Origin of the sequence: Anaeroplasma sp. (assembly GCF_034179385.1) — a bacterium.
In the GTDB taxonomy this organism is placed as follows: domain Bacteria; phylum Bacillota_I; class Bacilli_A; order Acholeplasmatales; family Anaeroplasmataceae; genus Anaeroplasma.
Genome location: NZ_JAXFPY010000111.1, coordinates 1 through 13,319, shown reverse-complemented (window position 1 = coordinate 13,319; position 13,319 = coordinate 1). Strand labels below are relative to the sequence as shown.

Sequence of the window (13,319 nt, the reverse complement as noted above, 5' to 3'; positions counted from 1 at the left end):
GGAAGATATAATCTATAGTATTCTAACACGCAACATCACCATTTAAAATTATATTAGATAATTGAATGAAAAACAATTTAAAAGCAATATTTTTTGAATATAATGTTTTTGAGGTTATATCCTCTGGCTGAAGCAATTGTATATCATACTCACACGAATTTTTTTAGCAATATTCCTATAGCCTTAAAGTAAAATGTTATTCCTTAAGAGAATCTAGAAAACTTTTGAATAAAACGAATAAAATCTTTTTTCTTGGATAAAAAATGGTAGAGTTATAGAATTCAATAGAGTAAAGAAGAAATTCTTCATTTTCTATGTCTTTAGAGTGGGACTATATCCTTATAGTGAGGATTGGTTTCAAACATAAAGCTTGAAAATAAGATAGAAAACTTGTTTTATTTAAGGGGATGACTAAGGTATTATAATCTTACAATATTAGAGGGAAATGAAATTTATGATATTTCTGAATCTCGAACAAAAGGCGAAAAGAGTTCATTTTTCAAAGGATGAAAATGATATGCTATATATAGTTACCTATGGCCTTGAAAGAATAAATTTCGATGTTTTAGAGCCATTCGTTGGTTAGATTAATGATTCAAAAGAGAAATATGTTATGTAGTGAAGCATTTTCATGGGCACTTTTTTGAAAAAGATAATAGGTATATTTTCGTTTCTATGATAGAATGTTTATAGTAAATAACTCTTAAATGGGGGAGGGCTGTTATGAATTTAATAATTTTAGAACAAGGAACCTTCTACAATATTTATACACAGATATGCGGCCTTATTATTTCCTTTATTATTTTGGTATTATATATATCCCAAAAGAAAATGAATATAAGAAGAGAAAAGCATTTCATACGTATGATTCTTGTAGTTATTCTTGTCTTAGGCTTAGATATTTGGGCTACTATAGCGAATACGGTAGACCCTTTACATAATAATCCTATTTCCAATTATGTGAATCGACTCTATTTAGCTGCAATGGTAATATCTATTTTTGGTACAGGATTATATTTACTTAATGAAATATCCTCAAGAAAGGTGTATTCCATTACCTTTTGGTTATTAACTATTGCTTTAACAGCAATTTGTGCATTTATTGTAAATCCTGAATGGTCAACTTTGATAAACAATGTGGAAAATGATAATGGTAGAAACGTTTATACCTATGGCTCTAGTGTTATTGCATGCTTTGGAACTGGCTTCACATGTATATTAACGATATTTATAATGTCTATTGTATTTAGAAAGAGGGTTGCTAAAAAGAGAATTATTGCGGTTCGATTCTGGATGATTCTTTGGACTGGCTTCTCAATTACACAATATTTTATTAAATCCTTATTAATTGTAAGCTTTGCTTTATCCTTAGGTTTATTGATTATGTATATAAGCTTAGAATCCTTAGATGGTACATTAGACAATCAAACAGGATTGTTCAACTGGAATGGTTATGTAAAATACGTTGAAGAGAGAAGAAAAGATAAAAAGGTTTGTGAAATCATTTATTTAAAAGCTTTAGATTCTATAAAGATTATTGATGAGAAAACAAAAAGAGAAGGATTAAATCAATTCAATAAGTATTTATTAAAAAATAAGGAATTCTTATCCTTTAGAATTCGTGATGAATATACCTTGGTATTAAAAAGCAATGTGACTTTCAATGAAATAATTGATCGCTTTTTAAAGGATATAGAGCAATTTCCTATCATTTCTACACATTATTTTATTTTCTATTTAGATGATGCTATTAAGCTTGAAAATGAAACAAGTCTTTCAAGCTTAATTGATTTAGCCGCTAAAAACATTAACAAAACGATGGATGACTATATCATCATCGATACTACGATCTTAGAAGATCACTATGCGAATATCCAAATAGAATCCTTAATTGAAAAAGCAATTAAGGAGGATAAAGTTTTTGTGTATTATCAGCCTATTTATAATTTAAAAACAAAAACATTTACCTGTGCTGAAGCATTAGTTCGTATAGAAACAGATGATGGTAAACTATTGCCTCCAGGAATGTTCATTCCGATTGCTGAAAAGAATGGTATGATTCATCGTTTAGATGAAATGGTATTTGATAAGGTATGTAAATTTACAAAAGAGAATGATATGGATGCCTTAGGCTTACATTATATCGAAAGCAATTTATCTGTAGCACAATTATGTGATAAGGAGCTTTCTAAGAAATATATTGATATAATGAAAGAAAACAAGGTGGATTCAAAATATATTAATCTTGAGATTACAGAATCTGCTGAATTAGATCAAAAAAATACATTGACAACGAATTTAAGAAAACTAAAGGCAAAGGGTGTAACCTTCTCGCTAGATGATTATGGCACAGGATATTCGAACTTAAATTATGTAGTAGAAATCCCTGCAGATATCATTAAGTTTGATAAACATATGATTGATGCATATTTCAATGCATATGCTAATCCTGATGATAATAAGGCGCAAAGATGTATGCGTGTTATGGAAACATCTATTGCAATGTTTAAATCATTAAAATTAGATATTGTATGCGAAGGCATTGAAAGACAAATCCAAGAGGATGTGTTAAATAAAATGGGTGTTGATTACATTCAAGGATACCTACATTCTAAACCACTTTCAAAATCCGAATTTATTGATTTCATTCAAGAGCATAATAATGGCATAAAAAAAGAAGTAGTAAAGCCAAAGAGAACAAGAAAAAAACAATCCTAATTTGAAAAGTACCCCTAAAGTTTACTAGTGAAATCTAGAAAAACTAAGGGGTACTTTTATTATGTAATTAAAAGAGTAATTTAAAGGAAATAAAAAACCAGAAGGCTTGATCTTCTGGTTAAATATTTTGATTATGCTCTGTTGTAGAACTCGACAATCTGCTGTTCATTGATTGTAGGTAAGAATTCGTTTCTTTCAGGAATTCTTACTAATGTACCAGCCATCTTGTCTTCATCGTAAGATAAGTACTCAGCACGAGCAAGCTTAGCTTCAAGTGCTGCCTTAATTACTGCTAAATTCTTGGAAGTTTCCTTTACGGAAATAACCTGACCTGGCTTTACTCTGTAAGAAGCAATATCAACCTTCTTGCCATCTACAGTGATATGACCATGGTTAACTAGCTGACGAGCCTGAGGTCTTGTTGCAGCAAAACCTAAACGATAAACTAAGTTATCTAGACGGCACTCTAATAACTTTAAGAAGTTAACACCAGTCTTGCCTTCCATCTTTGCAGCTTCGTTGAATGTCTTAACGAACTGCTTCTCAGAAACACCATAAGTGAATCTAACCTTCTGCTTTTCATGTAACTGTGCAGCGTATTCCTTTTCCTTTGCACGCTTTGCACCATGCTGGCCAGGAGCATACTTTCTCTTGATTAATTCCTTTTCTGTTTCAGAAATAGAATAACCTAAACGACGAGAAACCTTCCAGCTTGAACCTGTGAATCTTGACATTTTAATGTCCTCCTAAATATATTTTTATTTTAGAGGGTAACGTCATGGCCCATAACTTTAGGATATCTTAAATAGAATGTTCACCATCAAGCAGCGAAGGTTACTAATGAAACCATATTGGCTTTAAGATATTTACTAAGGTATTTGGACTGCTGCCTTTTACCCACGCTATCACATTATATCATTTGAGGGTGCCTCTGTCAAACAAAAAATTATATTTTTTCTAAGAAACCTTCTAGAATATGGATAGCCGCCTCTAGGTTTTTCTTATCCACTTCATTAAAGCTATTTTTGTTTGGAGAATCTATATCCAAAAGACCATAAAATGCATTGTTGACAAATATTGGTATACATATTTCAGAATTTGATGCGCTATCGCATGCAATATGTCCCTTGAATTCATGTACATCAGAAACAATGATTGTTTCTTTTTTTGTTGCACAAACACCACATACTCCTCTATTTAGAGGAATTACCATACAAGCCACATGACCTTGGAAGGGGCCAAGTTTTAATACTCCATCCTTAAATAGATAGAATCCTACCCAGTTAATTTCATCCATGTAATCATTAAGTAATGCAGAAGTATTGGATAATAATGTTACATCATAATCGATTCCGCCTAACAAAGATGGAAGTGTATTTAATATCATTTGATAATCACGATTCATATTCTTTACCTCGTAAATATTATATAGGATGTTCTATCGTTATGAAACAATAAAATTCTTTTCGTTTTTCCTAAGTTATGGTATAATCCATCCGTAAATAGTCTAAGGAGGCATATAATGATTTACAATCAGATTTTAGTAAGATTTGGTGATCTTACATTAAAGGGAAAAAACCAAAAGGTTTTCTTAAAGGCATTATACAAGTTAATGGATGAAAAAATGAAGGGATTAAATGTTTATGTTGAGCATACGCATGATCGTATTTTCATTCATTTAAATGATGAGGATGTGAATAAGGTAATCGAAAGATTAAATTATGTATCCGGTATTTCATCCTATTCATTGGTTGTTAAGTGTAGTGATAATTTAAATGAAATAAAAGAAACTTCCTTAAAACTTATGCAAGAGGTAGTAAAGAAGAAGACAACATTTAAGGTAAACACAAAGCGTGCAGATAAAAGCTATCCTATGCATTCTTTAGAGATTACGAAGCATGTTTCAGGCTATGTACTTGCTCATGATAGTGATTTGGTAGTTGATGTACATAATCCAGAGGTGGAATTAAATTTGGAAATTCGTGGTGGTGCATGCTACCTATTTAACACGAATCTTCGTGCCATGGGAGGTTTCCCTGTTGGCGTTGCAGGAAAGGGATTATTAATGCTTTCTGGAGGAATTGATTCCCCTGTAGCCGGATATTTAGCTATGAAGCAGGGTATTGAAATTGAATGTATTCATTTTGAATCAACCCCACTTACAAGTATTGAATCTGCACAGAAGGTTGTCGATTTAGTGAAGAAAATGGCAAGATATGCACCAGGGAATAAAATATGTGTACATTTTATTCCATTTAAGGAAATTCATATGGCATTATTAGATCATGTACCAGAATCCTATAATATTACCATTATGAGAAGAATGATGTATCGTATCGCAACAAAGCTTGCAATAAAGAAGAATTGTCTTGCGATTATTAATGGAGAATCTGTAGGTCAGGTTGCAAGCCAAACTCTAGGTTCAATGAACACGATTAATTCTGTCACAAATTTTCCAATCCTTCGACCACTTTGTACCTATGATAAAATGGATATTATGAATATCTCAAGAAAGATAGATTGCTATGAATTATCCATTAAACCATTTGAGGATTGCTGTACAGTATATGTGCCAAAGGCTCCAGCTACAGCACCAAAAAAGGAAAAGGCAGAGTTGTTTGAAAAGAGCTTTGACTATGAATCTATGATTGATAGTGCCGTAGAAAATGTGAATAGCATTATGATTGAAAGTGAATCTGATTTGGATTTATCTATGCTCGGCTTAGAGGTTAGAGAAGTAATTAAAGAATTAAAAGAAAAAAAGTAGAAATTATCCCTTAATTAAGGGATTTTTTCGACTTTAAAGCCTTATAAATTCTAGACTTAGAACCTATATTTTGGTATAATATTAACTATAAAGTATACGATTTTATGAAATCAGGTGAAAATGTGAAGGTATTACTTGTAAAAAATGATTTTGATGATCCTGAAATTTTATTAGAAATGTTTAAATCTCTTTTTAAGAATATGAAATCGAAAGAAGAGAATGGTTATATTGCTATATATTTTACATATGATAATAATTTAGATATCATTCATGTATTAAATGCCTTAGAGACTGAATTAGTAGGAAGTATACATGCATATATTTCAGAGGATAGAAGTGAGGATAGACTCGATAAGGAAATCCCTATTGCAATAAATCTACTAAACGAATTACCTTTAGGAGTATATAGCTTTAAGGAAGCCTTATTAAGGGTTAAGAATATTGAGAATAAGAAGGAAATATTGAATTATATTTTAGCTGGTTCTGGTATAAATGAGACATTCATATTAGAATTTGCAAAAAATAATTTAAATGTAAGCCAAGCATCTAAGGCTATGTTTATTCATAGAAATACGATGATTTATAAGCTGAATAAGCTAAAAGCGAATTCTCAATTTGATTTAACAAATTTTAATGATGCTTATATTCTTTATTCTTTATTAGAAAATAAATAAAGAAAAGACATAGTAACATGGTTATGCGCCTTTTTGTGCAAATTGCACATAGGAAAACGCTTTATTATACGATATAATTATAATGATATTTTTAGGAGGAATTTTATATATGGCGACATTAGATTTAATTAACATTAACAAGATTTATCCAAATGGTGTCCAGGCAGTATTTGATTTTAATTTACACATCGAAGATGAGGAATTTGTTGTATTTGTTGGACCTTCTGGATGTGGTAAATCAACTACATTACGTATGATTGCCGGACTTGAAGATATTACATCTGGTGATTTACTCATCGATGGTGAAAGAATGAATGACGTTAATCCTAGAGATAGAGATATCGCTATGGTATTCCAGTCTTATGCGTTATATCCTCATATGACTGTATATAATAATATGGCATTTGGTTTACAATTACGTCATATGCCAAGAAAAGAAATTGATCAGTTGGTTGGTAAGGCAGCAGAAACATTAGGTCTAGTACCATTCTTAAACCGTTACCCAAGACAGTTATCTGGTGGTCAGTGTCAAAGAGTTGCTTTAGGTAGAGCAATCGTTAGAAACGCTAAGGTATTCTTAATGGATGAACCACTATCTAACCTAGATGCAAAGCTTCGTGTTACCATGCGTGGTGAATTAATTAAGCTTCACAAGAGATTAGGCTGTACTACAATTTATGTAACACATGACCAAACTGAGGCTATGACAATGGGTACAAAGATTGTCGTTATGAAGGATGGTAGAATCCAACAGGTTGGTACTCCAAGAGAAGTATATGAAAAGCCTGCAAATGTATTCGTTGCCGGATTTATTGGTCAACCTCCTATGAACTTTATTCATGGTATGCTTCATGATAATGGAACATTTACTACAACAAAGAATAAATTTACATTCCGTATTCCTGAATCTAAGCTTGAGATTCCAAGAGAATTAGGATATGAAAACCGTGAGGTTATCTTAGGTATTCGTCCAGAGGATGTATATGATAATCAAAATAAGGAAATGATGGCGAAGTGGGATCAATTCTCGAGATTAGATATCACAGCTGAAATCTCTGAATTACTTGGTGGTGAAACGAATGTTTACACTACAGTAGATGGAGATCAGGTAGTTGCTGCAGTTCCTTGTAGAGATGATATTGCTCCAGGTCAGCCATTTAAGCTATGGTTAGATTTTGATCATATTCATCTATTCGATCCAGATACTGAAGAAGTTATCAATGAGAACTCTAAGCATGCATTCACGGATGATGACGATTTAGATATCTAAAAGCTTATAAAATGTTTAAAAAAGTTATGGAACCGTTTTATTATTACGGTTCCATATTTTTTTGTGAAAAAATTAGTTAACCCCGTTGACTATTCCTAGAATATGTATATAATATATATGCATTAGTTAACTGGGTTAACTTTATTTTAGAGGTGATTTGAAATATGACAAAGGAAGAGAAAGCATTAGATTATTTTAATCAATTCCGTGAATGCAAATTTTCAAGTCTTCATAAGCCATTTACTGGAGCGGATTCTGGTATGGGATTTATCTTAGTATATATGTATCATCATATAAAAGAGGCATCCCAAAAGGAACTTGCCGAAAAAATGAATGTTTCAAAGGCAAGAATCACAAGCTTAATTAAAAAAATGGAGGAAAAAGGACTTGTAAATCGAAAAACATCCATGGAGGATGAAAGAGTTAATATTATTAGCCTAACCGGTAAGGGTAATGAGCTTGGAGAAAAAATGGTTCAATATTCTTTAAAGATTGTTATGCGATTAATTGATGAAATCGGCACAGATGAAATTGATCGTTTTATTACGACACTGTTAAAAATCAAGGATGTATTAGTGGATGTTACGCCTTGCTGTAATGAGGAGGTTTAAACATGTTAAGATTAGAAAACATTAAAAAGAATTATTATGTTGGAGATATTACGGTTGAAGCATTAAAGGGAGTTAATTTATGCTTCCGTAAGAATGAATTTGTATCTATATTAGGCCCATCAGGCTGTGGCAAGACAACCTTATTAAATATTATTGGAGGTCTTGATCAATATACCTCTGGTGATTTAGTAATCGGTGGAAGAAGCACAAAGGAATTTGAAGGACATGATTGGGATATTTATAGAAACCATAGAATTGGTTTCATTTTCCAAAGCTATAATTTAATTCCTCACCAAACGGTATTAGGCAATGTTGAGCTTGCCTTAACTATAGCTGGTATTTCAAAGCAAGAAAGAATCGCAAGAGCGAAAAGAGCATTAGACCGTGTAGGTCTTCAAGGTCAATATTATAAGCATCCGAATCAGATGTCTGGTGGACAGTGTCAAAGAGTTGCTATCGCAAGAGCTTTAGTCAATGAGCCTGAAATTTTGCTTGCGGATGAGCCAACGGGAGCACTTGATACAGAAACATCTATCCAAATTATGGATTTAATTAAAGAAATTGCTCAAGAAAGATTAGTAATCATGGTTACACATAACCCTGATCTAGCCTATAAGTATTCCACAAGAATTGTAAAATTTTTGGATGGTGAGGTAATGGAGGATTCGAATCCTTTTACCGTAGAGGATGAAAAAAAGGAGCTTCTAGAATCACAAAAGGAAGAAGAATTAGGTTATGAGGCTGAGGTGAAGAAGAAAAAGGAAAGGGCTAAGATGAGTCTTTGGACAGCATTTAAGCTTTCTGCAAGAAATCTTCGCTCAAAGTTCAAAAGAACCTTTATGGTAGCCTTAGCTGGATGTATTGGTATTGTTGGTGTTTCAACGGTACTTGCCTTTTCTAATGGCGTTCAAGGCTATATTGCGGATCTTCAAAATGATATGCTTGCAGGTTATCCTGTTGCAATATCGTCCTCAACCCTAGATTATACAAATCTACTTGGTGGTGGGTTAATGTCGAATACAGAAGAGGTTAATCCAGAGCATGACCGCTCTAAATTATTCATCTCCTCTTTAGTTCGTACATTATATAACATGAATGGTGTAACCTCTACAAATGAGATCACTAAGGAATATATGGATTTCTTGGAGGAAATGCCTAAGAATTATGCAGAATTAATTCATTATGATTATGGTTATCAAATTGCTCCAAATCTTTATACGGATTTCAAAACTGCAGATGGTAAAACACATAAAATGAGTGTTGCGGCTATTCAAGCAACCTATGCATCTGTATTAAATAATGTTGAAGAATTTAAGGAATATTCTTCAATGATCTCCTCTGTTACTGTTATGACAGAGGCTCCATCGAATGCAAAATACATTGGAGATATGTATGATGTTTTATATCTAGAGGATGGTATGACATTAGAGGATGTTTTTGATGATAAAACCTCCTTAATTGCGGTTGCAAGTAAGAATTCCAATACATTAAATGATTTAGAGCTTGCGGAATATGGATATTTCTCTCAGGAACAATTCTTAAATTATTGCTATAGAGTTGGAAATAGTGAATTATATGTAGATAATCCTATTCTGGATGTTCCTGACACCTTAAGTTATGAAGATCTAGCTAGCAAGAAATTCACATGGTATCCAAATGATACTGTATATACGAGCGGTACAGCAGATGATGATTTAGGCGATAAATTCTATGCTAGTGCTTATGCGGATGGAACTTTATATAATGAGGCTGGAAATGAATATGACAACTATAGAAGAGAGGCATTTAGTGATGCAGGTAGCATTGATTTAAATGTTAAATGTGTCCTAAGATTAAAGGATGACCATTCCTATGGTGCTATGGCCGCTGGTGGCCTATATTATACTGAGGCACTAACAAAGTATATGAGAGAACAAAATTTAGGCTCTAGTGTTTGCGCATCTGCAAAGGATCAGGATGGTACACTATATAATGTTGAAATAGGTTATAAATTTAGATTTGATGGCAATTCATCTACATCCCTTGAAAAGTATTATTTAACTGCATCTGGTTCATCCATTATGTCTTATATTTCTCAGTTCTTAGGTGCTCAATCGGGCTCTAAGCAGGTATCTACTTATAGCCAGGCAGCTTTAGGTGGTGCTGAATTCCCAACAACTATTGAATTTTATACCTCTACCTTTGAACAAAAGGATTTACTAACAAGCTATTTAGATGTATGGAATAAGGATAATGCAATAAACTTGTATAAGCAAAATAATGATGGCTATTATGAATCTATAGTAAAGGATGAAAAGGGGAATGATATTATTTCCTATTATTACTATGATAAGTCAACAAAATCCTTCTATTCTGTAAATTTATCTAGTGATAAGTATGCTCTAGATTTTAATGGAAATCAGTATAAGCTTGTATTAAATAAAGAAACAGATGATGCAGTTTTCTATAAGAAACTTGCAGATAAGATTGGAGATTCATTCTTTATAGATGGACAGGTTGAAGTTACAGATAATTATTCTATTAATGCTTATTCCTTAGGATCTTATATTTTATTTGGCGATGAGTTTGAAACATCCAATATTTATTATGATGATCTTGAGGTTGTAAAGGATAAGGATAATAATACAAGATTTGGTGGCTATTTATATTCCTATAAGAATTCTGAGGGAGATAATAAATATGTCATGAAGGTTCAAAATGAATCCTATTATAAGCTATCCTTAGATAAGGATGGTAATGTAATGGCCACAAGAAATGGCTATGAAAGATATTATTATGTAGAAGAGGATGATGCCTTCTATTATGATGAATATGTACTTGTTACCGATGCATTAGGTAATCCTATCCTAGATTCTAACAATAATAAGCAATATACATTGAAAACAACTAAAGTCGAAGATACGGATTTAAAGAATTTATATGCAGAGGAAGATCCATATTCCTATGCAAATGTCGTAAAGAATCCAACCTATACAATTGCAGGTAATGAATATACATTAAATACCTTAGGATTGTATATTGATATGGCAAGCTTAGGTGATTTAGATTTATCTAATGTTTTGGTGGATTATGATACAAAGATTATTACATTAGAGGATTATTCAGGTATTGACTTCTATTATAAGGATACTAAGGATACAGGCGTTAAATATTATTATGTGGATTATACAGAAGAAGAAAAGAATGGTACTATAGTTTCCTATTTACATGGTAATGATGTTTCTAAATACATTGATGCAACGAATTTAGAAAATAGTGATGTGTCTGGTTATATTTCAGATTTATATATTTTAAATGAGGATGGCTCTTTATCTGCAGTATCTGCAGATTTTAGTCAAGATCCTCTTACCATTGCCCAAATGATTGAATTAAAGGTTATTGGTAATAAGCTTGATGATTTATCCATATTAACTATAGACGATTCCTTAAAGATCGAATATACCGATATGATTGGTATTATCATTACCTTAGTGAATACATTAATTCAAATTATCACTTATTCATTAATCGCATTTACCGCATTATCCTTAGTTGTATCTACTGTAATGATTGGTATTATTACTTATGTTTCTGTTGTAGAAAGAATCAAGGAAATTGGTGTCATTCGTGCTTTAGGTGGTAGAAAGAAGGACGTATCTCATCTATTCAATGCAGAAACACTTATTATTGGCTTCAGTGCTGGTGTTTTGGGTATTGTCATTACATATCTATTAAGTCTATTAATCAATGTAATTTTAGGCTCTATTGTTGGAGTTTATACGATCGCATCCCTACCATGGTATCAAGCAATTCTAATGGTTGCTATCAGTATTGTATTAACTATGATTGCAGGCTTAATCCCAGCATCAAGTGCTGCAAAGAAGGACCCTGTGGTTGCTTTAAGAACAGAATAACAAAGATAAGAATCAGTAATTTTTACTGGTTCTTTTTTTGGCTTTAAAGTGTTTTCAGTGACGAAATATTTTCGTAAATTCATTGAAAAAAGAAGAAAAAGTGATAGAATAGGAATTGAGGTGAACAATGAATATGAAAACAATTTTACTTGCCGGAGGTGCTGGCTATATCGGCTCACATACAGCCGTTGAATTATTAAATTCAGGATATGACGTTGTAGTTGTTGATAACTATCGTAATAGCTGTCCTGAATCCATTAGAAGAGTAGAGAAGATTACAGGAAAAAAGGTAAAGCTATATGAGGCAGATGTTGCAGACAAAGTAGCTTTAGAGAAAATATTTAGTGAAAATAAGATTGATGCTGTCATCCATTTTGCGGGCTTAAAGGCTGTTGGTGAATCTGTAAAGATGCCAGTTGCATATTACAGAAATAATATTGATACAACATTAACATTACTTGAAACAATGAAGAAGTTTAATGTAGAAAATATCATTTTCTCATCTAGTGCAACTGTATACGGTGAGGATAATAAAGTTCCATATACAGAGGAGATGAAAAGAGGAACATGTACAAATCCATATGGCTGGACAAAGGTTATGATGGAGCAAATCCTAGAGGATACAGCAAAGGCTAATCCTGAGATGGGTGTTGTTCTATTAAGATATTTCAATCCAATTGGTGCTCATGAATCTGGTCTTATTGGCGAAGACCCACAGGGTATTCCTAATAATTTAATGCCATATGTTGCACAGGTTGCTGTAGGTAGAAGAGATCATTTGACTATTTTTGGAAGAAATTATCCAACTCCAGATGGAACTTGTAGAAGAGATTATATTCATGTTGTAGATTTAGCTCGTGGTCATGTTAAGGCAATTGATTATGTTTTTGGCATGAAGGGTGTTGAAATCTTCAATTTAGGTACTGGTACACCATATTCTGTAACAGAAATTGTTACAACATTTGAGAATGTTAATAATCTAAAGCTTAAATATGAATATGGCGAAGCAAGAGCTGGTGATTTACCTGAATCTTATGCAAATGCAGATAAAGCATATAAGATTTTAGGCTGGAAGGCTGAAAAGACTTTAGCCGATATGTGTCGTGATTTATGGAGATGGCAATCTATGAATCCTAACGGATTTAATAAGTAATACGTTTTGTCCACAAAAAATTGTGGACTTTTTTCTGTCAATGACTTTTGAAAAGTTCCTATAATTTATTTAACATGAGCACTGCTTTAATCTTGTTTAAGGCGGTGTTTTTGTTTTGCTACGAAACTGTCAAAGGATGCTTTCTTCCATGGATGAGTCATAGGTGGAATATATGCTTGTTTTGGTTTCTTTTCTTTTGATTCATCAAATTCTAATGATACTTCTTTGTGTTC

The 13,319-nt window shown here is 32.4% G+C and carries 10 protein-coding genes; 8 read left to right on the top strand and 2 right to left on the bottom strand.

Annotated features, from left to right (window positions below; translation table 11 throughout):
* Positions 1–454 precede the first annotated feature (454 nt).
* Positions 455–586, top strand: coding sequence for a hypothetical protein (locus SPJ17_RS07320; RefSeq protein ID WP_321094220.1), 132 nt, complete (start codon positions 455–457; stop codon positions 584–586).
* A gap of 137 nt (positions 587–723) precedes the next feature.
* On the top strand, positions 724–2,718 hold the full coding sequence (locus tag SPJ17_RS07315) for an EAL domain-containing protein (RefSeq protein WP_321094217.1): 1,995 nt from the start codon (positions 724–726) through the stop codon (positions 2,716–2,718).
* 131 nt (positions 2,719–2,849) lie between these two features.
* Here SPJ17_RS07315 and rpsD read toward each other — a convergent pair whose 3' ends face one another.
* Together rpsD and SPJ17_RS07305 are read right to left on the bottom strand one after the other, a co-directional pair.
* A complete protein-coding gene (gene rpsD / locus SPJ17_RS07310) occupies positions 2,850–3,452 on the bottom strand; it encodes a 30S ribosomal protein S4 (RefSeq protein ID WP_321094214.1) in 603 nt (200 codons plus the stop codon).
* 212 nt (positions 3,453–3,664) lie between these two features.
* Positions 3,665–4,123: a GAF domain-containing protein gene (locus SPJ17_RS07305; RefSeq protein WP_321094212.1), complete on the bottom strand. Its 459-nt coding sequence runs from the start codon at positions 4,121–4,123 to the stop codon at positions 3,665–3,667.
* Between the two features lie 117 nt (positions 4,124–4,240).
* Between SPJ17_RS07305 and thiI the strand changes: the two genes are divergently transcribed.
* The 6 genes from thiI to galE all read left to right on the top strand — a co-directional run bounded on the left by thiI (position 4,241) and on the right by galE (position 13,086).
* The gene (gene thiI, locus SPJ17_RS07300; protein WP_321094210.1) at positions 4,241–5,485 is read left to right on the top strand and encodes a tRNA uracil 4-sulfurtransferase ThiI; all 1,245 of its coding nucleotides are present in this window, start codon (positions 4,241–4,243) and stop codon (positions 5,483–5,485) included.
* A 122-nt stretch (positions 5,486–5,607) separates the two neighbouring features.
* Positions 5,608–6,159, top strand: a complete 552-nt coding sequence (locus SPJ17_RS07295; protein ID WP_321094207.1) for a helix-turn-helix domain-containing protein — start codon at positions 5,608–5,610, stop codon at positions 6,157–6,159.
* Between the two features lie 109 nt (positions 6,160–6,268).
* Positions 6,269–7,429, top strand: a complete 1,161-nt coding sequence (ugpC, locus tag SPJ17_RS07290; protein ID WP_321094205.1) for a sn-glycerol-3-phosphate ABC transporter ATP-binding protein UgpC — start codon at positions 6,269–6,271, stop codon at positions 7,427–7,429.
* Between the two features lie 164 nt (positions 7,430–7,593).
* The gene (locus SPJ17_RS07285) at positions 7,594–8,040 is read left to right on the top strand and encodes a MarR family transcriptional regulator (RefSeq protein ID WP_321094204.1); all 447 of its coding nucleotides are present in this window, start codon (positions 7,594–7,596) and stop codon (positions 8,038–8,040) included.
* A 2-nt stretch (positions 8,041–8,042) separates the two neighbouring features.
* Positions 8,043–11,933, top strand: a complete 3,891-nt coding sequence (locus SPJ17_RS07280) for an ABC transporter ATP-binding protein/permease (protein ID WP_321094202.1) — start codon at positions 8,043–8,045, stop codon at positions 11,931–11,933.
* A gap of 133 nt (positions 11,934–12,066) precedes the next feature.
* A complete protein-coding gene (gene galE, locus SPJ17_RS07275; RefSeq protein WP_321094201.1) occupies positions 12,067–13,086 on the top strand; it encodes a UDP-glucose 4-epimerase GalE in 1,020 nt (339 codons plus the stop codon).
* The last annotated feature ends 233 nt before the right edge of the window (positions 13,087–13,319 follow it).

Bases quoted from the DNA above. Each gene is read 5' to 3' on its own strand.
- SPJ17_RS07285 (WP_321094204.1), top strand. From the start codon at position 7,594: ATGACAAAGGAAGAGAAAGCATTAGATTATTTTAATCAATTCCGTGAA.
- rpsD (WP_321094214.1), bottom strand. From the start codon at position 3,452: ATGTCAAGATTCACAGGTTCAAGCTGGAAGGTTTCTCGTCGTTTAGGT.
- SPJ17_RS07320 (WP_321094220.1), top strand. From the start codon at position 455: ATGATATTTCTGAATCTCGAACAAAAGGCGAAAAGAGTTCATTTTTCA.
- galE (WP_321094201.1), top strand. From the start codon at position 12,067: ATGAAAACAATTTTACTTGCCGGAGGTGCTGGCTATATCGGCTCACAT.
- thiI (WP_321094210.1), top strand. From the start codon at position 4,241: ATGATTTACAATCAGATTTTAGTAAGATTTGGTGATCTTACATTAAAG.
- SPJ17_RS07315 (WP_321094217.1), top strand. From the start codon at position 724: ATGAATTTAATAATTTTAGAACAAGGAACCTTCTACAATATTTATACA.
- ugpC (WP_321094205.1), top strand. From the start codon at position 6,269: ATGGCGACATTAGATTTAATTAACATTAACAAGATTTATCCAAATGGT.
- SPJ17_RS07305 (WP_321094212.1), bottom strand. From the start codon at position 4,123: ATGAATCGTGATTATCAAATGATATTAAATACACTTCCATCTTTGTTA.
- SPJ17_RS07280 (WP_321094202.1), top strand. From the start codon at position 8,043: ATGTTAAGATTAGAAAACATTAAAAAGAATTATTATGTTGGAGATATT.